Annotated in this window: 20 protein-coding genes; 14 read left to right on the top strand and 6 right to left on the bottom strand. The window is 67.8% G+C overall.

The window, feature by feature from the left end; all coding sequences use genetic code 11:
• Positions 1-146: 146 nt before the first annotated feature.
• Complete coding sequence (locus tag AAEX57_RS14390) at positions 147-452, bottom strand: protein-tyrosine phosphatase family protein (RefSeq protein ID WP_342093036.1); 306 nt, start codon at positions 450-452, stop codon at positions 147-149.
• A 212-nt stretch (positions 453-664) separates the two neighbouring features.
• Here AAEX57_RS14390 and AAEX57_RS14385 point away from each other — a divergent pair, with 212 nt between their 5' ends.
• The gene (locus AAEX57_RS14385; protein WP_342093035.1) at positions 665-1,936 is read left to right on the top strand and encodes an ATP-binding protein; all 1,272 of its coding nucleotides are present in this window, start codon (positions 665-667) and stop codon (positions 1,934-1,936) included.
• A gap of 162 nt (positions 1,937-2,098) precedes the next feature.
• On the opposite strand, the gene AAEX57_RS14380 is transcribed toward AAEX57_RS14385, so the two are convergent.
• From AAEX57_RS14380 to AAEX57_RS14370, 3 genes are all read right to left on the bottom strand, one after another.
• On the bottom strand, positions 2,099-2,533 hold the full coding sequence (locus tag AAEX57_RS14380) for an ASCH domain-containing protein (RefSeq protein ID WP_342093034.1): 435 nt from the start codon (positions 2,531-2,533) through the stop codon (positions 2,099-2,101).
• A gap of 94 nt (positions 2,534-2,627) precedes the next feature.
• Complete coding sequence (locus tag AAEX57_RS14375; RefSeq protein WP_342093033.1) at positions 2,628-2,888, bottom strand: Txe/YoeB family addiction module toxin; 261 nt, start codon at positions 2,886-2,888, stop codon at positions 2,628-2,630.
• Complete coding sequence (locus tag AAEX57_RS14370; protein WP_342093032.1) at positions 2,869-3,036, bottom strand: hypothetical protein; 168 nt, start codon at positions 3,034-3,036, stop codon at positions 2,869-2,871. The genes AAEX57_RS14375 and AAEX57_RS14370 overlap by 20 nt, the downstream gene beginning before the upstream one ends.
• 105 nt (positions 3,037-3,141) lie before the next feature.
• Between AAEX57_RS14370 and AAEX57_RS14365 the strand changes: the two genes are divergently transcribed.
• The 6 genes from AAEX57_RS14365 (at position 3,142) to AAEX57_RS14340 (ending at position 8,126) form a co-directional block, all read left to right on the top strand.
• Positions 3,142-4,368: a sensor histidine kinase gene (locus tag AAEX57_RS14365; protein ID WP_446721173.1), complete on the top strand. Its 1,227-nt coding sequence runs from the start codon at positions 3,142-3,144 to the stop codon at positions 4,366-4,368.
• Entirely contained in the window at positions 4,365-5,042 is a 678-nt protein-coding gene (locus AAEX57_RS14360; RefSeq protein WP_342093030.1) for a response regulator transcription factor, read from the top strand. Before AAEX57_RS14365 ends, AAEX57_RS14360 begins: the two co-directional genes overlap by 4 nt.
• A gap of 112 nt (positions 5,043-5,154) precedes the next feature.
• Entirely contained in the window at positions 5,155-6,060 is a 906-nt protein-coding gene (locus AAEX57_RS14355; protein ID WP_342093029.1) for an ABC transporter ATP-binding protein, read from the top strand.
• Positions 6,057-6,809 (top strand): ABC transporter permease, encoded by a 753-nt coding sequence (locus AAEX57_RS14350; protein WP_342093028.1) that lies wholly within the window; start codon positions 6,057-6,059, stop codon positions 6,807-6,809. The genes AAEX57_RS14355 and AAEX57_RS14350 overlap by 4 nt, the downstream gene beginning before the upstream one ends.
• On the top strand, positions 6,806-7,576 hold the full coding sequence (locus AAEX57_RS14345) for an ABC transporter permease (RefSeq protein ID WP_342093027.1): 771 nt from the start codon (positions 6,806-6,808) through the stop codon (positions 7,574-7,576). Before AAEX57_RS14350 ends, AAEX57_RS14345 begins: the two co-directional genes overlap by 4 nt.
• Positions 7,577-7,643: 67 nt before the next feature.
• Positions 7,644-8,126 (top strand): hypothetical protein, encoded by a 483-nt coding sequence (locus tag AAEX57_RS14340; RefSeq protein WP_342093026.1) that lies wholly within the window; start codon positions 7,644-7,646, stop codon positions 8,124-8,126.
• Positions 8,127-8,226: 100 nt separating this feature from the next.
• On the opposite strand, the gene AAEX57_RS14335 is transcribed toward AAEX57_RS14340, so the two are convergent.
• Entirely contained in the window at positions 8,227-9,828 is a 1,602-nt protein-coding gene (locus tag AAEX57_RS14335) for a TatD family hydrolase (RefSeq protein WP_342093025.1), read from the bottom strand.
• 55 nt (positions 9,829-9,883) lie between these two features.
• Here AAEX57_RS14335 and AAEX57_RS14330 point away from each other — a divergent pair, with 55 nt between their 5' ends.
• The 6 genes from AAEX57_RS14330 to hpf all read left to right on the top strand — a co-directional run bounded on the left by AAEX57_RS14330 (position 9,884) and on the right by hpf (position 16,005).
• Positions 9,884-10,444 (top strand): YqgE/AlgH family protein, encoded by a 561-nt coding sequence (locus tag AAEX57_RS14330; protein WP_342093042.1) that lies wholly within the window; start codon positions 9,884-9,886, stop codon positions 10,442-10,444.
• A gap of 54 nt (positions 10,445-10,498) precedes the next feature.
• Positions 10,499-11,206, top strand: a complete 708-nt coding sequence (mtrA, locus tag AAEX57_RS14325; protein ID WP_342093024.1) for an MtrAB system response regulator MtrA — start codon at positions 10,499-10,501, stop codon at positions 11,204-11,206.
• Positions 11,206-12,720, top strand: coding sequence for an MtrAB system histidine kinase MtrB (gene mtrB / locus AAEX57_RS14320; RefSeq protein ID WP_446721175.1), 1,515 nt, complete (start codon positions 11,206-11,208; stop codon positions 12,718-12,720). The genes mtrA and mtrB overlap by 1 nt, the downstream gene beginning before the upstream one ends.
• Complete coding sequence (locus AAEX57_RS14315) at positions 12,717-14,426, top strand: LpqB family beta-propeller domain-containing protein (protein WP_342093022.1); 1,710 nt, start codon at positions 12,717-12,719, stop codon at positions 14,424-14,426. Before mtrB ends, AAEX57_RS14315 begins: the two co-directional genes overlap by 4 nt.
• Positions 14,427-14,532: 106 nt before the next feature.
• A complete protein-coding gene (locus tag AAEX57_RS14310; protein WP_342093021.1) occupies positions 14,533-15,267 on the top strand; it encodes a ComF family protein in 735 nt (244 codons plus the stop codon).
• A gap of 132 nt (positions 15,268-15,399) precedes the next feature.
• A complete protein-coding gene (hpf, locus tag AAEX57_RS14305) occupies positions 15,400-16,005 on the top strand; it encodes a ribosome hibernation-promoting factor, HPF/YfiA family (RefSeq protein ID WP_342093020.1) in 606 nt (201 codons plus the stop codon).
• Between the two features lie 76 nt (positions 16,006-16,081).
• On the opposite strand, the gene AAEX57_RS14300 is transcribed toward hpf, so the two are convergent.
• A complete protein-coding gene (locus AAEX57_RS14300; protein ID WP_342093019.1) occupies positions 16,082-16,780 on the bottom strand; it encodes a type 1 glutamine amidotransferase in 699 nt (232 codons plus the stop codon).
• Positions 16,781-16,960: 180 nt separating this feature from the next.
• Here AAEX57_RS14300 and AAEX57_RS14295 point away from each other — a divergent pair, with 180 nt between their 5' ends.
• Positions 16,961-18,565: a DUF222 domain-containing protein gene (locus AAEX57_RS14295; RefSeq protein ID WP_342093018.1), complete on the top strand. Its 1,605-nt coding sequence runs from the start codon at positions 16,961-16,963 to the stop codon at positions 18,563-18,565.
• Positions 18,566-18,627: the final 62 nt, after the last annotated feature.

Raw genomic sequence — 18,627 nt, 5'->3', positions numbered from 1 at the left:
GGCCAGTCACCCTCATAGTCCGGGCGGGTCTCGTGATACATCCGCACCGCCCGCGCCTTCAACTCAGCCGGATAGCGCTTGTTCGTGTTGCCTGGCATGACTCCAACCTTCCCAAAGTTCGGAGTCTCCGGACATGCCGGGGCGATTCAGGCCATGGCGGCAAGGATGGTTCCGGTGCGGCCCTTTCCTCCGCCGCAGGCGACTTCGATGCGTTGGGATTCTGCGGCCTGCCAGGTCTGTTCGATGGTTGTCCACGCTGCCTTGCCGTGGATCGGTAGTCCGAAGTCTGGCCATCGAATCCAGCGGTAAGGCCAGTCGGGAGTGGGGTCGCGCCACAGCGCGTAGAGCCCCAGATCGGGTGGGTTCTTCACGGTGGTCGTCCAGCGCCGCCCTCGTAGGAGGCGTCCGCTGGGCAGCGCGAGGACGCCGGGCTCGTCCAAGGACCAGGTCATGCCGCCATTCTCCATCTTCGTCGAGGAGCAACGGATCTTTCAGTTGTGCTGGGTGCGGACGCGCGGCCCCCTGATCAGGAGGCGGCAGGTCGAGGCTTGGGCAAAGAAATAGAGCCCAACGGGTTCTCCACCCAGCGCCTGGGCGAAATGACTGGTAGATTTTGGTCAGAATGGCCAGTAGGGTGCGGGCAGGACGGCCAGTAGGGGGTGTGATGCTGCGGACGGTTGGACTGGGGGGCGCGTATCTCCCGCGTTATCTCGATGCGGAAGTCGAAGAACTCTTGGCGGGCTTGCCTGCAGTGGCGCTCGACGGGCCGAAAGCGGTGGGCAAGACGGAGACGGCAACCCGTCACTGTGACGCGGTCCTGAATCTGGATTCTGCGGATGTTCGCCAGGCATATGAACTGGACTCGGCTGGGCTGCTCACCCGAGAGGCGAGGGTGTGCGTGGACGAGTGGCAACGCCAGCCGGAGGTCTGGGATCGCGTTCGGCGACTGGTGGACGCCAGGGTTCCCACGAAGTTCCTCCTGACAGGAAGCGCGTCCCCGCACGACGGCGTCGACACGCATTCGGGCGCTGCCCGGATTGTGTCCCTGCGCATGCGCCCGCTCAGTCTTGCTGAACGGAGATCGACCCGTCCGACGATCTCCCTCGCAGACCTATTCGAGGGTACGGCCGCACTCACTGGGAGCTGTGACTTCACACATCGGGACTATGCCCGCGAGATTTGCAGTTCGGGGTTTCCGGCGATCAATGAGTTGCCGCCGAAGCTGCGGCGACATGCTCTTGAGGGTTATGCGACGCGCATCATCGATCGGGATCTGGTGGACATGGGGATGCGGGTGCGTCGACCTGAATCGCTGCGCGCATGGATGACGGCATATGCAGCGGCCTCGTCAACGGACGCGGCCTACTCGACGATCCTGAATGCGGCTACTGCGGGCGATGGCGACAAGCCTGCCAAGGCGTCGGTACAGGTCTACCGGAACCTGTTGGACAAGATCTGGGTGCTGGATCCGGTGCCTGCCTGGACGCCGTCAGTGCAGCCGCTGGGGCGATTGACCGTTGGCGACAAGCATCAGCTCTGCGATCCCGGCCTTGCCGCACATCTCTTGGGTGTCACGGAGGAGAAGCTCACCAGCGGTGCCGCAGGCACCGCGGAACTCTTCGGTCAGCTGTTCGAGAGCCTTGCCACGCTGGCCGTGCGGGCGGCGGCGACATCAGCTGAAGCCAAGGTGTTCCACCTGCGAACGCGTGGCGGACGCCAGGAAGTGGATCTGATCGTAGAGCGCTTCGACGGGACAGTGCTTGGTATCGAGGTGAAACTGGCGAAGACCATCACGGATCGTCACGTCGAACATCTTCACTGGCTCGGCGAACGCATCGGTGACCGGCTCGTTGACAAGATCGTCCTCTATGCGGGAGATACCGCTGGGCGACGTTCAGACGGCGTCGCGTTGATACCGCTGGCGATGCTGTACTGATCTTACGCGTCGGTCGGCACGAGGATCAGCAGCAGGTGATCACTCCATGTGAGGTGTTCGACACGTGCCCCCTGAGCTCCACTCATCCCTGTACAACGATGGCGGCTCCTTCTGGGGCCGCCATCGTTGCTTGTATCTCTATCCGCGCGCGCTCTCCACGGCTCACATGCGCACTGGGTAGCGGGGATCGATCGCGAAGCGGAAGCAGACGACGAGTGTGTCGTCGTCGAGGGGAAGCTCGCCCATGTCGGCGACGTATTCGGGGGAGCGCCAGAACTCCTTGTGGCTGGCGCGCCAAGCCGCGACGTCGGTGTGGCCCTCACCCTCAGCGATGGCGTGCTCCAGCGTGACATCGCCGAGGCGCACGACCTGTACGTCGACGACCTGCGTGACGCACGCGATCTCGCCACAGGAGTCGACGACAGCCTCCAGAGAGCCGACCTCGTCGACGGGGTTCACTCCCGGCGCGTATTCCGCGAGCAGGCAGGTCGTGCTGGTCTTGTCGCCACAGACGATGCTGGCGACGAGGGCATCACGAAGCGGCCCGGGGTAGGCGTACTCGCCGCGCGGGATCTCGTCGAGGGGCGTCAAACTCATGTCGACGACCCTACGGCTCCAGCGCGACGCCATGGGGCACGGTGCCCGTCATGCCCGTTGTCGGCTGTGCGCCGGCGAGATCGCGTCGTGATGTTCACCGCCCGTAGTGGTACCTGCAGGCGGCGATGCGGATCTCGTCACCGACGACCTTGTAGACGAGGCGGTGCTCGTCGGTGATGCGTCGCGACCAGTAGCCGGACAGCCCGTGCTTCAGTGCTTCGGGTTTGCCGATGCCCTCGTTGCCGTTGGGGGCGATGTCCTTGATGATCTGGTTGATCCGCTTGAGAGTGCGTCGGTCCTCGGTCTGCCACCACAGGTAGTCCTCCCACGCGGTCTCATCCCAGACGAGGAGCACGGGTCAGTCCTCGATGAGATCGTGCTGCGCCCCCCCGGCCGCTCTCCAGGTTCTCGATGGAATCCAGGAGTCGACGGGCGTTGGCGGGGGAGCGAAGCAGGTAGGCGGTCTCGCGCAGGGACTCGTAGTCCGCCAGGGAGACGCTCACGACGGGCTCATGCCCGGCGCGCGTGATGATGGTCTCCTCGCGGTTGTTGACGGTTCAACGCCTCATCCCGGATCAGGATGAGGCGTCCCGGTAGGGTCGGTGTGTATGGACGAGGTGCCCTCCAGCAGGAGCGACAGTTCGACGGCAACTGACGTCGTGCTGAGCCCAGGCGCTGCACCCTCGTGGTTCCAGCTGCACCCTCGTACCGTGAACCTCCTCCTCGTCCTGGCAATCTTCGTCTACAACCTGCCGATCCAGTTCGGATCGATGCCGACGGGGCTGTGGTGGGGGATCGGTCTGCTGGTCTCGGTGGGGCTGTGCGCGCCCGGTCTGCTGCGTCGCAAGCGACCGGTGGCCACCTACGCGGTGATCCAGCTGGTTGCGGTGGTGCAGAGCCTGCTGGGGATCTCGCTCTTGGCTGCGGATGCGATGCTGCTGCTGGCGGTCTACACGCTCGCCTCTCGTCGGCGTTGGCAGTTGTCCGCCCTCGCGGCGGTGATCACCACCGGCTGGACGGTCCTGAGTTGCCTGCCGGTGCTCCGGCGTGGGGACATGAGCATCGGCGATGTCGGCGTGATCGTGGCGCTGATCCTGTGGGCGTGGACGTGGGGGCGGTGGGTGCAGACCCGTCGTGGCTACATTGCGTCGCTGCGTGAGCGTGCCGCACAGCTGGAGCGGGAGAAGGCCGTCGAGAGCGCACTGGCTGCCGCGCAGGAGCGCACCCGAATCGCCCGGGAGCTGCATGATGTCGTCTCCCACAGCCTGAGCGTCGCGGTGGTGATGTCCGACGGCGCAGCCTCCACCATCAGCCAGGATCCTGAGCGGTCGCGGCAGGCGATGATCGCCGTGCGCGACATCTCGCGCACAGCGCTGGCGGACATGCGTCGCATGCTCGGCGTGCTACGCGATGACGAACCCGGCTCGCATGCTCCGCAGCCGGGGCTGGAGCAGTTACCAGATCTGGTCGAGCAGTCACGCGTGGCGGGGCTGCCGGTGAGCTTCAGCGAGCAAGGTCAGCGCACGACAGATGTTCCTGCGAGCGTGGGCCTGAGCGTGTACCGGATCATCCAGGAGGCGTTGACCAATGTGCGCAAGCACGCCGGCCTGGTCACCGATGTGCGGGTCACGGTCTGCCACCGGCCCGAGGCGATCGAGGTCAGCATCAGCGACGACGGGCCTGGGGCAATGTCGGCTGGGAAGGATCATGCAGGTCATGGGCTGGTCGGGATGCGTGAGCGGGTCGCCGCGCATCACGGCCAGTTGCGCACCGGGCAACGACCTGGTGGCGGCTTCGAGGTCGTCGCCACGATCCCGACGGGAGCTGAGGCATGAGCATTCGCGTGCTGCTGGTCGACGACCAGGAGATGATCCGGATGGGTTTTCGGATGGTGCTGGGCACCGCACCCGGTGTCGAGGTCGTCGGTGAGGCCAGCGACGGCGACGAGGTCGTTGACGCACTGGCCGAGCATCCGGCCGACGTGGTGCTGATGGACGTGCGGATGCCGCGGGTGGATGGCATCGAGGCCACCCGGCGCGTATTGGCAGTGGACGATCCGCCACATGTGCTGATCCTGACCACCTTCGACCTGGACGAGTACGCCTACGAGGCGCTGCAGGCGGGGGCTTCGGGCTTCCTGCTCAAGGACGCACCGCTGGAGGAACTGGCCGCGGCCATCCGGCATGTGCACGTCGGTGATGCGGTGGTCGCCCCATCGACCACCCGGCGGCTGCTGAGCCACTTCGCCCAAGCCCGCTCGCATCCCGTCCTGGGAGACACCCGTCGCACAGCACAGGCGCTCGAGGCCCTCACTCCACGCGAGCGCGACGTGCTGGGCCTGGTGGCGCGTGGCATGTCCAATCGGGAGATCGCCGAGGAGCTGGTCCTCAGCGAGGGCACCGTGAAGGTGCACGTCGGGCACGTGCTGACCAAGCTGGATCTGCGTGACCGGGTGCAGGCCGTGGTGCTGGCCTACGAAACCGGTCTGATCGCCCCGGGCAGCGCCTGAATCACGCTGCGCTCCGCAGCAGCATCCGGGCGTTGTCTATGCCTTGAGTCGTAGGACGAAGATATGCCTCTGGCTAGGCGATTGCTGCTCTGATCTGCAGCAGCGTAGAGGTATGTCCTTCGCAGTCACCACAGACAATCTGACCAAGCGCTACGGCGACCGCACCGTGGTCGACGACCTCTCCCTGCGCATCCCCACAGGATGCGTCTACGGCTTCCTGGGCCCCAACGGCGCGGGCAAGTCCACCACGATGAAGATGCTGCTGTCGCTGATCCAGCCCAGCGACGGCGAGGTCGAGATCCTGGGCCAGCCGATGACCCGCGCGACCAGGCGTTCCCTGCTGGGGACGGTCGGCTCGCTGATTGAGGCTCCGCCGGGTTATGCGCACCTGACCGGCGCGGAGAACATGCGCCTGATCCAGCGCCTGCTGCACCTGGAGAAGGAGCAGATCGAGCAGGCAGTGCAAGCGGTGCACCTCGAGGGCCAGATGAACAAGAAGATCCGTGACTACTCGCTGGGCATGAAGCAACGCCTGGGCATCGCGATGGCGCTGGCCCGCCAGCCGCGCCTGCTGATCCTCGACGAGCCAACCAACGGCCTGGATCCTGCCGGCATCGAAGAGATGCGCGGCCTGCTGCGTCGCCTGGCCGACGACGGCGTCACGGTGATGGTGTCCTCGCACCTGCTCGGCGAGATCGACAAGACCGCCACCATGCTGGGGATCCTCACCCAGGGCCGGATGATCTTCCAGGGCACCCGCGCCGAGCTGATGGATGCCACCGCCCCCGATGTGCTGATCACCTGCTCGGAGCCGAAGCGGGCGCTGCAGTGCCTGCCCTCGTGCGATGCACGGCTGACCGATGCCGGCGAGGTCGCCCTGGCGGGCATCGATGACGACGCTACGGCCCAAGTCGTCACCGCGCTGGTGGGCGAGCAGATCGACATCTACGGCGTGCGCCGCGACGAGCAGAGCCTCGAGGACGTGTTCATGAACCTCACCGCAGGCGGCGGACTATGAGCACCGTCATCGCCAATGAGATCGCCAAGATGCGCCACCTGCGCATCGGGCTGGTCGCGGGGCTGTACGTGCTGGCCGTCGCGGGCATCGCGTCCTTCCAGTCCTTTGGCTCGAGCATCACCAAGGACCTGGCCGATCCGGACGGGGCTCCGTGGAAGATCCTGCTCAGCGGGATGTCGATGGCGCTGGCCATGATCTCGCCCGTGCTGCTGGCGGTGATGGCCAGTCGGCAGGTGGAGATGGAGCACACCGGCAACGGCTGGTTGCTGTCGGCCACCAGCGGCGTGACGCCCGGCCGGTTGTGCCGCGCCAAGTTCCTCGTGCTCGGAGCCATCACCGTCGTCGCCATCGCGCTGCAGTCTCTGCTGGTCGCCGGCTTCGGCTTGCTGCTCGGGGCCACCTCGCCGTTCCCGTTCTCGCACTGGCTGGGTTACACGGTCTCGATCATGGTCATCAGCCTCGCGGTCCTCGCCTTCCAGATCCTGCTGTCGGCCCACGTGGAGAACCAGCTGGTCGCCCTCGGCGTCGGCATCGTGGGGATCTCCCTGGCCATCTTCGGCGTGATCCTGCCGACCTGGGCGGCGCACCTGACGCCCTGGAGCTACTACGCGATGACCAATCCCTCAGACTACGTCGGCACCGAGCTGCGCTACTTCGACCTGCCCTATGCGAGCATCGCCGCCCTGGCGGTCGTGGGCACTGCACTGTTCGCGTTCATCACCGCCCGCTTCGACACCCAGGAGGCATGACCATGGGATCCGTCTACTCCGAGTTCCTCAAACTCAAGCACTCGATGAGCTGGTCCGTGGTCCTCGTGGTCCCGATCATCATGGTCGTCTCCGGCTCGGTGAGCACCATCGTCGGCCAGGGCTCGTTCGCCGACGGATGGCACACCCTGTGGATCCGCTCGGTCGGTTTCTACGGGATGGCGATCCTGCCGGTCGTCGTCGCGATCCTCGCCTCGTTGGTCTGGCGCGTCGAGCACAAGAACGGCAATTGGAACGCGCTGATGAGCCGGCCCGTGCCCACGGCCGAGGTGGTGCTGGGCAAGATCGCGGCCATCTCCGCGCTGTCGGCGGTGATGCAGGTTGTCCTGGTCATCACCGTCGTCATCCTGGGCAAGGCCTTCGGCCTGCCCGGCATGCTGCCCGCCAAGTACTTCCTGGGTAGCGTGCTGATCATGCTGGCCTGCATCCCGCTGGCGGCCTTGCAGTCAGCGCTGTCGGCCTTCCTGCGCTCCTTCGCCGTGCCGGTGATGATCGCGCTGGTCATGACGGGCATCTGCACGGTGCTGCTGCAGCTGAAGCTGACGGCGGTGCTGGCGATTCCCTACGGGTTGCTCACCCACACCACGCAGCTCGGCACGATCCTCGTCTCCGGCCAGAAGACGAGCTTCAACGCCTCGGACCTCAGCGTGTTCAGCGTCAGCTTCGTCCTCGGGGCGACGGCCGTGATGACGGCGCTCATTGTCGCTGTCACCACATGGATCCTGAACCGTTCCGACACCCGTGCCTAATACGACGCTCCGCGCCGGGATCAGCGCGGTCTGCCCCGCCTTCTGGGTCCTGTCCATCCTGTGCGCCGTGATCGGCACACAGCCGGTGGACCTGTCCGATCCCACCTTCGACCCCTCCTTCCGAAAGGACATCCCTGCCATGGCCACCTTCCACGACCACGACGAGCTCGTGCCCGAGACCCCGACCCGGCGCATCCCGACGACCGCCCAGCAGACCGACCAGCGCTCGGCGACCACCGGCGGGATCATCGCCCTGGTCTGCGCTGGCTTCGCGCTGGCGTCCGCTCCGCTGCTGTTGCTCATCCCGTTCGTGGGTTTCGCGCCGGCGCTCGTCGCAGGGGCCGGTGCGTTCATCGCTGCCCGGTCTCTACGTCGCAGCTCCGAGCGCAGCGTCGTGGCTGTGTCAGGCCTGGTGATCGCCACGCTGATCTTCGCACTGCTCGCTGGTGTCGCGACCTTCTGGAACCTCGTCGTCGCCGGCCCCGCCGTGGGCGACTACCAAGAGCTGCACGACGTGATCGAGCACATCAGGCACCTCATCTTCGGCTGATGAGCAGTACCGCCGCTTCGGCGCTCGGTGTGCCAGGCCCGATGGCGCGGCTGGGAATGCCCGAGCTCGCCCGGGTGAGGGTGATCCACGACCTGGCCGGCTACCGGCCGATCCCGTAGAGGCGGGACTGGGTCTGGGTGATCTCGGTGGCCATGTCCCACTGGCGCAATTGCGAGAGCGCCGTGAGCGTCTGGGTGAGGGAACTCACCAACTCCCGAGCTGCCTCGGCGGCGGTCTCCTGCGGGTCCGCCTCCGCCTCCCCGGGCGTCTGTTCGCGGGGCAGGTCGCTTTCCAGCAACAGGCGATCCGCGGGCACCTGCTGCAGGAAGGCCCGGCCGCGCTTGCGAGTGAGCAGCTGTGGGTGCACGGACAGGTAGCCGCCCAGCTTGATCAGCCGGGTCAGGTCATTGCTGGTGCCACCGAAGCGGTGGAAGACCGGCACCACATTGTGGTTGGTGGCATCCAGCTGGGTGAGCAGGTCCAGGACGTCACCGGCGGAGCGAACCGCGTGCAGGGACAGCACGTGGGGTTGGTCGGTGGAACCCTGCTCCGCGGCCTGACAGGTGTGCTCCAGCAGCTCCCGCAGCACGCGTCGTTGCAGGTCTTGCGGGGTCTGCTCCAGCCGACGGGGGCTGAAGTCCAGCCCCACTTCGCCGACGAAGCGGGTCTGCTGCACGGCTTCGGCGAAGACCGCAAGCTCCGCCTCCGCCTGATCGGCGTCGGCGATGAACCAGGGGTGGAAGCCGACCGACCACAACGGCAGGGGAGTCCCGTCACCCAGCTGGTCGGCCACGCCGATCAAGTCCATGAAAGCACTCGGGGTGAGGGTCTGCGCCACCAACCGGACGTCGGCGTGCGCCAGCTGGGCCAGGTACTCCCGTCGCAGTTCCTGACCGGTCAGGAAGTCGAAGTGGTGATGACTGTCCAGGATGGTGATCGGCTGGTCCTGGGCCCGGTGGACAAGGTGCGGGGGCGCGGGCATGGGGGCTAGACCGGCCAGGCGTCGGATCACCAGTCCGGCCAGCATCTGCCCCATCACGGGCGGCATGTAGCTCATCGAGCCCAGGGTCTCGCTCTTGCTCCACCCGCCGCTCGAGTTGACCGCCACCGGCAATTCTCGGGAGGACAGCACCTCCAGCCCGGCGATGCCGCGGCGGCGACATTCCCGTCGGATCACCCGGGACAGCGGGCAGGAGCGGGTCTGCTCGATGGTGGCGAACTCCAGTTGGGTCGGGTCCAGCTTGTTGGCGGCGCCCATGGAGGAGAGCAGAGGCACGCCCCGCTCAGCGCACCACTGGGCGATCGCGAGCTTCTGGGAGATGGTGTCGATGCAGTCGATCACGTAGTCGGGGCGGGGATGGGCGTCCAGCGTCGCGGCCAGGTTCTCCGGGCTGAGGAAGACCTGGTGGGTGATGGTGGTGCAGTCCGGGTTGATGTCGGCCACCATCTCACCCATCACCTCGGCCTTGACCCGGCCGACCGTGGACACGAAGGCCAGGGCCTGGCGGTTGATGTTGCTCTCTTCCACCACGTCGCGATCCAGCAGGATCAACGCCCCGACGCCGCCGCGGGCCAGGGCCTCCGCGCAGGCGGAGCCCACCCCGCCCAGACCGAGCACCATCACCGTGGAGTCCTGCAGGGCAACCAGCCCCTCGTCGCCGAGAACCAGACGTAGCCGGGCAAAGCGCTCACTGTGGGTCACCGGGGCAATCTACCTTTTTCCGTCTGGATGGGCGTGCAAGACTGGCGACGTGAGAATGCCCAACCGCCCCAAGGCCGGCGAATTGCTGCTGGCACGGGCAGGCAGGGCCGACGACTACTGGGACCAGCGGGCGATCTTCCTGTTGGACTGCGACGAGTCGGGCGCCCTGGGCGTCATTCTGAACCGCTTCTCGGAGACCCAGCTCACCGATGTGCTGCCGCAGTGGGCCGAGCAGGTCTGCCCACCGCAGGTGCTCTTCGAGGGTGGCCCGATCTCGCCCGACGGCGCGGTCTGCGTCGCCAAGCTGTTGCGGCCGCACGACGAACCGCCCGGCTGGCGGCGGATCACCGGAGACCTGGGCCTGTTGCACCTGGACACCCCGATCGAGATCATCGACGGCGCCTATTCCGACCTGCGGATCTTCGCCGGCTACTGCGGCTGGGATGCGGGGCAGTTGGAGGCGGAACTGGTGCGCGGCGACTGGCACCGGGTGCCCGCCCGGGATGAGGACATCTTCGGTTCGACTCCCGTCGGGCTGTGGCGCCGGGCCCTGCGGCGCCAAGGTGGCGACCTGGCCTGGTTCTCCACCTGGGTTGAGGACCCTGACTGCAACTGACATCCTCCCGAGGCAGCTTTACCAAACCGTTACCATTGGGTGCCAGGAGGATCGATGAGCGAGAGCAGCCAGCCCACCAGTCGCATTCTGGTGGTCGACGATGATGCGGCCGTTGCCGAGATGCTCCAGCTCGTCCTGCGCCAGGAGGGATTCGACAGCCACTGGTGCAGCACCGGTGACAAGGCGATGGCGGCCTTCCGGGAGTACCGGCCCGACCTGGTGCTGCTGGACCTGATGCTGCCCGGCCGCGACGGCGTCGAGATCTGCCGGGATATCCGTGCCGAATCCGGGGTGCCGATCGTGATGCTCACCGCCAAGAGCGACACCATGGACGTCGTCGGCGGTCTGGAGGCCGGTGCCGACGACTATGTGAGCAAGCCCTTCAAGGCCAAGGAACTGATCGCCAGGATCCGCACCCGGCTGCGGCGCTCCGTGGCCAGCGGGGACAGCGACCAGCTGCGGATCGGAGACCTGGTGATCTCCATTGGCAGCCACCAGGTGCGGCGGGGCACTGCCACCTTCCAACTGACGCCCCTGGAGTTTGACCTGCTGCTGGCCCTGGCCCGCAAACCCGGCCACGTCTTCAGCCGGGAGTCCCTGCTGGAGGAGGTCTGGGGCTACCAGCACTCCGAGGACACCCGACTGGTCAACGTGCACGTGCAGCGGCTGCGTTCCAAGATCGAACGCGACCCGGAGCACCCCGAGATCGTGGTGACCGTTCGGGGTGTCGGTTACCGAGCCGGTGCGGCCAGCGAGACGTGATCCTGCGACGCCTCTGGTGGTCATCCCTGCCGCTGCGGGTGATCGCCCTCACCCTGACCGGATCGGTGCTGGTGCTGTTGCTGGGCGGCCTGCTGCTGATCAGGACGACGACCAATGGGGTGCTGGCGGGCAAGAGGCAGTCGGCGGTGGCGGAGGCCACCGTCGCGCTCGACCGGATGCAGACCCAGCTGCGCTCCAGCGACCTGCCCCGATCCTCGCTCTACGAACGGCTCAACCAGCTGGCCGACGAGGCCGGGGGACAGCCAAACCAGTACCAGGTTGTGATCCAGGGGCCGGTCTCCCGCTTCGTCTCGCCGTCGATCACCGAGCAGAGCGTGCCGGCGGCACTGGTCAGCGCCGTTGCCGCCGAGGACGGGATGTTCGTCACCCCGACCCTGGTCGACTGGTCCGATCCGGCCCGGCAGGACGAGCCGGGGCTGGCCGTCGGTGCCACCCTGCAGGCGCCGTCGGGGGCCGCGGGCTACCCGATCTACTTCATCTTCCCCGAGACCCATGAGGCGGAGACGATCGCGGTGGTCCGCGGTGCCGTCCTCTCCACGGGGTTGCTGCTGCTGGCGGCGCTCGCCGGGATCGCCTGGCTGGTGGCGCGGCAGGTGGTGGGGCCGGTCCGGGAGGCATCGATTGCGGCCTCGCGGATCGCGTCGGGGCACTTCGACGAACGCCTCCCGGTGCGCGGCACCGACGACCTGGCCAGCCTGGGCACCTCAATGAATGACATGGCCGCCACCCTGACCAGTCAGATCAACCGGCTGGAGGGTCTCTCCCGGCTGCAGCAGCGCTTCGTCTCCGATGTCTCGCATGAACTGCGCACCCCGCTGACCACCGTGCGGATGGCCGCCGACCTGCTCTACGACGGGCGCGACGGCCTGGATCCCTTCGCGGCCCGCTCCACCGAATTGATGCACGACGAGCTGGACCGCTTCGAGGCGCTGCTGGCCGACCTGCTGGAGATCAGCCGCTTCGACGCCGGCGCGGCCGTGCTCAGCCTGGAGGAGACGGACCTGGTGGCCATCGTCGAGCGTGAGGTCGCCGCCCTGCGGCCCTTCGCCGAGCAGCAGGGTTGCCCGATCGAGCTGCGCGGCCGGGGGCAGGCCCTGGCGGAGATGGACCCGCGCCGGATCACCCGGATCGTCCGCAACCTGATCACCAATGCCATCGAGCACGCCGAAGGCAAGCCGATCATCGTGACCGTGGGTGGCGACGAGCGGGCGGTGGCGCTGACGGTGCGCGACCACGGCGTCGGCTTTGCCCCGCACCTGGCCGAACAGGTCTTCCACCGCTTCTGGCGGGCCGATCCCAGCCGGACCCGGACGGTGGGCGGCACGGGCCTGGGGTTGGCGATCTCGTTGGAGGACGCGAATCTGCATTCCGGCTGGCTGAAGGCGTGGGGGCGGCCCGGCAAGGGGGCACAGTTTCTGCTCGTCCTGCCCCGCACCCCGGATCTGTCACTGACCGGAAGCCCGCTGCCGCTGGTTCCCCGGGAGCGACGATGAGGATTCGACGGGTGATGGTGGCGTTCTGCCTCGCATCATTGGCCGCCTGCACAGGGGTGCCGACCTCCGGCGACGTGGTCAAGGTGAGCCCGGCAAACCAGGCCCGGGTGGAGCGTGGTGTGCAGGTGCATCCCGTCGCCCCGCAGGCCGGTGCCTCGCCGGACATGGTGTTGGCCGGATTCCTGGACGCCATGGCCTCGCTGGAACCGGGATTCGACGTCGCCCGGCAGTACCTCACGCCCTCCGCGGCCCAGAGCTGGGATCCGCGCGCGGAGGTGACGGTCTTCGACGGCGACACGCGCAGCGGCCTGCCCGGCAGCACCACCGCCGGCCTGCAGGCCCGCGTCGTGGGCCGGTTGGACGCCCAGGGCCACTACACCGCCGACCACGGACGCATGTTGCGACAGAACTTCACGATGCAACAGGTGCAGGGGGAGTGGCGGATCAGCAATCCGCCGACGGGGCTGCTGGTGAGCCAGTACACCCTGCGACACCGGTTCACCCCCACCACGCTGTGGTTCTTCGCCCGGGGCAGCCAGACCCTGGTGCCCGAGCGGATCTGGTTGGCCAGCAACCCGGCGTCGCCGCTGGAGGCAATCCAAGCCCTGCTGCAGGGGCCGTCCGGCTGGCTGGCGCCCTCGGCCACCAGCGCGATCCCGGTGGGTACCAGGCTGAGCGTCGCCGCGGTCGGGGTGAGCGACGGCGTGGCGGAGGTGCCGCTGGACGACACCGTCGCCCAGTTGCCGGAACCCGAGCGCAGCCGCGCCATCACCCAGATCGCCTGGACCCTGCAGTCCTTCGCCGAGATCCGTCGGGTGCGGGTCACGGTCGGGGGCCAGCAATGGGGTAGCGAACTCTCGATGGACGGTCTGCCCGGCGGCTCCGGCCTGCCATCGATGTCCGAGGAAGAGCCCTTGGTGGTGGTCAAGGACGTGGTGGGCCAGCTGGACGACCAGGGCGGCTTCACACCGGTGGCCGGCGCCTTCGGCAACCAGGGCTGGAAGGATCGCCCCGGGCGGATTGCGGCTGCGGCCGATGGCGGCCTGCTGGCCGTCGTCAACCGGGACGGCACCCGGCTGCTCTCCGCCACGCCGGGGCAGGACCGACCCCGGGAACGACTACGTGCCAAGGGGCTCGGCCGCCCGGCGGTCACCGGCAGCGGACAGCTCTGGGTGGCGAGCGCGGGTGACGGGGCGACGGCCCTGCACCGTGGCCAGGCGAATGGGGCGATGACGACGGTTCCGGTGCCCGAACTGGCCGGCAGCGTCGTGGTCAATCTGGCGGTCTCACCTGACCAGACGCGGATGGCCGTCGTGCTGCGCCGAGGCGACAAGACCGAACTCGGCCTGTTGCGCATCCACGGCAAGACGGTCGACGGCTACCGACCCATGCCCCTACGGGCGTCTCAGCTGGTCCTGGACCAGGTGCTGGACGTGGGTTGGACCGGGCAGGACGAGTTGATGGTGCTGGCCGCCCAGCACCCCGGGGCACGGGCGAGCGGGTATCTGGTCAGCACCGACGGGGCACAGGTGGAGCCGGTGGGCCCGGCGGGCGACGCCGATTTGGTGGAGCTGGCCACCAGGGCGCAGGACCAAGCGGCGGTCGTGCTGCTGCGCTCCGCCAGCGGCGAGGTGCTGCGCTACGGCTCTCCCTGGCGCTGGCGCAGCCTGCCCAGCCGGGTCACGTCGCTCACCATCCCGTCCTGAGTGTGGCTGCTGAGGACTTGTCCACAGCTTCGGAGTGACCGAGGAATTGTCCACAGGCCGCCGGCGGGGTCTTGGCCCCGCTCGGACAACGACCCAGACTGGCCCCATGCCCATCCGCGCCGTGCTGGACGCCCTCTTCGACCTGCTGCTGGGGGCCCGTTGCCCGGGCTGCCAGAGGCCAGGGCTGGGGCTGTGCGCTGCCTGCCGGGGGAGTCTTGGGGTGGCGGCGCGGCCGATGCGTGACGCCCCGGCGCTGGGGCCACACCTGGCCGGCCGGGTGTACTGCGCTGGTGGTTATGCGGGGCCGCTGCGCGCCATGCTCACCGCCCACAAGGATCGTGGCGCCTGGAGCCTGACCGGGGTGCTCGCGGGGCAACTGGAGCTGGCCATCGCCGCGCTGCTCGCGACCACCGGGCTGGGGGAGGCACGAGGCGCGGGGTGCGAGGTGGCGGTGGTGCCCGTTCCCTCCAGTCGACGGGCGGTGCGCGAGCGTGGCTTCGACCACGGCCGGGCGCTGGCCCGCAGCGCGGTTCGTCAGCATCGTGCCCGGGGCCGAGCCGGGCCGCGGCTGGTTGCGGTCACGGCGCTCACCCGGGCCCACCAAGTGGCGGACCAGTCGGGTCTCGGGCGCTCCCAGCGGATCACCAACCAACGGGGCAGCATGCGCGCTCGAGGCCCGCGCGGCACCCGCTTGGCGGTGCTCTGCGACGACATCTGCACCACCGGAGCCAGCCTTCGCGAGGCGGAGCGGGCCTTGCGGGAGGCGGGCTGGACGGTGCTCGGAGCGGCCGTCGTCGCGCACCCGCAAAGAAATTTCACGGAACCGTTGAAATGCCGTTGATAAGCGGTAACGTTTGGTTATGGCACGACACGCAAGCCTCCGAAAGTCACTTTCTGGGGCCTACGCGGGTCGTGCCGTGTTCATTGTCACGGCCGGCGGCTGACCGTCGGCCCATGATCGAGGAGGATCACCATGGACATTGTCGTCACCGGACGCCACTGCACCGTCACCGACGCCGTGCGCGAGCAGGTCACGGATCGACTGGCCACTATCGAGCGACTCAAGGATCGGGTGATTCGCGCCGAGGTTGAGTTCACCGCCGAGGAGTCCAAGGGCAATCCCGATGACAACATGCTGTGTGAGATCACACTGCGCAGCAAGGGCCCGGTGATCCGGGCCGAGGCACATGCCGAGGACAAGATGGTCGCATTCGAGAAGGCGATGGACAAGCTGAAGAGCCAGCTGCGCAAGGCCTCCGACCGTCGCAAGAAGCACCGCGGCCTGCGCGCCGCCCAGGTCGTCAGCGAGATGGCCCCGGCGCCGGTGGTGGAGGACGATGCACCCACCAAGCACACGGTGGCGGGCATGGAGGTCACCGGTGACGGCCCGCTGGTGGTGCGGGAGAAGGAGTTCACCTCGACGCCGCTGACCCTCGCCCAGGCGCTGGACGAGATGGAGCTGGTGGGCCACGACTTCTTCCTGTATGTGGATGCCGAGAGCGCCCTGCCCAGCGTCGTCTACCGTCGCAAGGGCTATGACTACGGCGTGATCCACCTCACCCCGGCCAGCGCCAGCTGAGTCTTTGACGCTTCGCCGGGCCCGCATTCCCGACAGGGGATGCGGGCCCGGCGTCGTTCGGTCTGGCGTCGTTCGGTCAGGCGTTCTGGACCACCTCAGCAACGAAGCCGTCAGCGATGCTGCGACAGGCCGGTTCCACCAGGTGGTCGACGGCCCGCATCCGGTCCAGCATGGTGGTGGCCTTCGACTTGTGCTCGCTGGCCCACCAGTACTGGATCAGCTCGGGGGAGGCCTCGGGGTGGAACTGCACCCCGACAGCCGAACCGAGCCGGAAGGCCTGGTTGGGGTAGGTGGCGCTGCGCGCCAGCTCGATGGCGCCCTCCGGCAACGTGCTGACGGCATCATGGTGGCTCATCGGGACCGGGGCGCCGCTACGGGCAATGCCGCCCAGGACGGGATCCTCGTCGGCGCCGGCCAACCACTCCAGCTCCACCGGACCGTCCTCAGGGCCCCGCTCGTCACCCACCGACACCTCCCCGCCCAGGGCCTCGGCCAGCAACTGGTGGCCCAGGCAGATGCCCAGGACGGGCAGGTCGATGGCCTGGGCGTCGGCGATCAGGTCCTTCACCTCGCCGATCCAGCGCAGGTCGTCGTGGGCGCTCATCCGCCCGCCCAGCACCACCAGCCCGTCCCCGATGGTCTCCAGGTTGGGGACATCCTTGGTGGCCAGGTCGATCAGGGTGATCCGCACGCCTTGCCGCAGCCACGCGTCGAAGCGCTCCAGCGGGACGTCGGCTTCGGGCTGCAGGACGGTGATGCGGGGTTTCTTGGCCATGCGCAGAGCGTAGCCGCCGGGCTGGCTGCGCAGGAATTGTCGGTGGTGGGTGCTTGACTGGTTCCGTGGCGGATTCTGAGCATTTCATGGCCGGAAAACAATTGTGATAATCCCTTGTTGCAATCGGCTGTGTCGGATATGATTAGAACAGTTCAGCGACGAGCCTCGGGGGAGGTCAGGATGAGCACCACACCAACACCACAGCCGGGTCAGCCCCATGCCGACCGACCCAGTGCTGACCTACCCGAGGGCGCGCTGGCGACGATGGAAGCGCTGCGCGCCGAGCGACGGCTGCGCCGGGAGTCGGAGGCCCGGGAGTTCCGGTTGATCGCCCACCTCGCGGACCTGTATTCCGATGTGGATGCCGCCGAGCCCGCCCTGTCTGAATCCGTACTTCCCGGGCGGGAACAGCTGGTCCAGATCGGGTCGGACGGGACGCCGGAGGTTGCCGAGGGCTGTGTGCTGGAGTTGGCGGCGGATCTGCATGTCCGGCCGGAGGAGGCCCACCAGTTGATCTCGACCGCGTTGGACTGCCGCCATCGGCTGCCGGAGCTGTGGGGTCTGGTGCAGGACTTGGATGTGCCGGTCTATTGGGCCCGGCACATCGCGCACGCCACCCACCAACTCGACGCCCAGCATGCGGGGTTGGTGGATCTGGAACTGTCCCGGCAGGTCATCGGCATGAGTTTTCGGCAGGTGAAGAAGCTGACCGCCGCAGTGGTGCTGCGGCAGCTGGACGCCGAAGAGGCCGACCAGCGCCGCCAAGACGCCCTGGAAGCCAGGGGTGTGTGGGTCGCGCAGTCCGACCATGGCATCGCCGACGTCATCGCGGTGGTGGATGCGGCGGATGCCATCCTGCTCGACGCCCAGCTCGACCGGATCGCGACCATTCTGGAGACCGGCGGTACCCGGGGTACGCGCAATGCGTTGCGGGCCCGGGCGGTGGGGATCCTGGCGAACCCGCCGCTGGCCACCCAGTTGCTGCAGGCCGACCTGCTGGACCAGTTGCCGGTGGGTGAGGAGTTCGAGCAGATCTGCGCGCGTAACGGTCAGGCGGGGCATGTGTGCGGCACCATCAGCGTGGACCCAGAGGATCTGCTGCCGAAGGCGCAGTTGGTGGTGCATTTGACCGACACCACGCTCGCCGCCGGTGAGGGGCTGGTGCGGTGTGACCAGCTCAAGCCGTTGCTGGCGGGGTGGTTGCCGGAGGTGTTTGGTCATCATCGGTTCACGGTGCGGGCGGTGATCGACCAGAACCACCAAGTCCCGTCGGATTCGTATGAGTGCCCGCCGACGATGCGCGAAGCGGTGTTGTTGCGGAATCCGTGGGAGGTGTTCCCGTGGTCCACCCGCACGTCGAAGGGTTTGGATCTGGACCACACGGTGCCGTGGCAGCCGGGGAAGAAGGCCCCTCGACAGGCTCGGGGAGCTGGGGTTGCGTCGAGCGATCGGGTGACCACGGTGGCCGAGCCCGTCGAGGCGCCCTGCGCGGGCCCGCCCAACCCCACCACGATGGCCGAGCCTGTCGAGGCCTCCCCACCAACCAGGGCGACTGGACAGACTCGCCCGGACAATCTCGGGCCGCTGTCCCGGCTGGCCCATCGGGCGAAGACCCACTTCGGGTGGCGCCTGCACCAGCCGTTGCCCGGGATCTTCCTGTGGCAGACCCCGCTCGGCTATCGCTACCTGCGCACGCCGGGCCGCACCCTGGACCTCGGCCGTCCCGACACACCCACCTGGCGCCGCCGCGAGGAAAGCGTCGAAGTGGCTCCTGCCGCGGCGTGATTCGAGGGGTACTACTGGACCCTGCCTTGACGGCGCCGGACGTGGCACCGTTGATCGGGAAG

The sequence above is a fragment of the Luteococcus sp. H91 genome, assembly GCF_038433135.1.
In the GTDB taxonomy this organism is placed as follows: Bacteria; Actinomycetota; Actinomycetes; order Propionibacteriales; family Propionibacteriaceae; genus Luteococcus.
This window is presented reverse-complemented; position numbering and strand designations above follow the sequence as displayed.

Excerpts from the sequence above, each read along its gene's own strand:
- AAEX57_RS14390 (WP_342093036.1), bottom strand. The coding sequence starts at position 452 with ATGACCTGGTCCTTGGACGAGCCCGGCGTCCTCGCGCTGCCCAGCGGA.
- AAEX57_RS14385 (WP_342093035.1), top strand. The coding sequence starts at position 665 with ATGCTGCGGACGGTTGGACTGGGGGGCGCGTATCTCCCGCGTTATCTC.
- AAEX57_RS14380 (WP_342093034.1), bottom strand. The coding sequence starts at position 2,533 with ATGAGTTTGACGCCCCTCGACGAGATCCCGCGCGGCGAGTACGCCTAC.
- AAEX57_RS14365 (WP_446721173.1), top strand. The coding sequence starts at position 3,142 with ATGGACGAGGTGCCCTCCAGCAGGAGCGACAGTTCGACGGCAACTGAC.
- AAEX57_RS14360 (WP_342093030.1), top strand. The coding sequence starts at position 4,365 with ATGAGCATTCGCGTGCTGCTGGTCGACGACCAGGAGATGATCCGGATG.
- AAEX57_RS14355 (WP_342093029.1), top strand. The coding sequence starts at position 5,155 with ATGTCCTTCGCAGTCACCACAGACAATCTGACCAAGCGCTACGGCGAC.
- AAEX57_RS14350 (WP_342093028.1), top strand. The coding sequence starts at position 6,057 with ATGAGCACCGTCATCGCCAATGAGATCGCCAAGATGCGCCACCTGCGC.
- AAEX57_RS14345 (WP_342093027.1), top strand. The coding sequence starts at position 6,806 with ATGACCATGGGATCCGTCTACTCCGAGTTCCTCAAACTCAAGCACTCG.
- AAEX57_RS14330 (WP_342093042.1), top strand. The coding sequence starts at position 9,884 with ATGCCCAACCGCCCCAAGGCCGGCGAATTGCTGCTGGCACGGGCAGGC.
- mtrA (WP_342093024.1), top strand. The coding sequence starts at position 10,499 with ATGAGCGAGAGCAGCCAGCCCACCAGTCGCATTCTGGTGGTCGACGAT.
- AAEX57_RS14315 (WP_342093022.1), top strand. The coding sequence starts at position 12,717 with ATGAGGATTCGACGGGTGATGGTGGCGTTCTGCCTCGCATCATTGGCC.
- AAEX57_RS14310 (WP_342093021.1), top strand. The coding sequence starts at position 14,533 with ATGCCCATCCGCGCCGTGCTGGACGCCCTCTTCGACCTGCTGCTGGGG.
- hpf (WP_342093020.1), top strand. The coding sequence starts at position 15,400 with ATGGACATTGTCGTCACCGGACGCCACTGCACCGTCACCGACGCCGTG.
- AAEX57_RS14300 (WP_342093019.1), bottom strand. The coding sequence starts at position 16,780 with ATGGCCAAGAAACCCCGCATCACCGTCCTGCAGCCCGAAGCCGACGTC.
- AAEX57_RS14295 (WP_342093018.1), top strand. The coding sequence starts at position 16,961 with ATGAGCACCACACCAACACCACAGCCGGGTCAGCCCCATGCCGACCGA.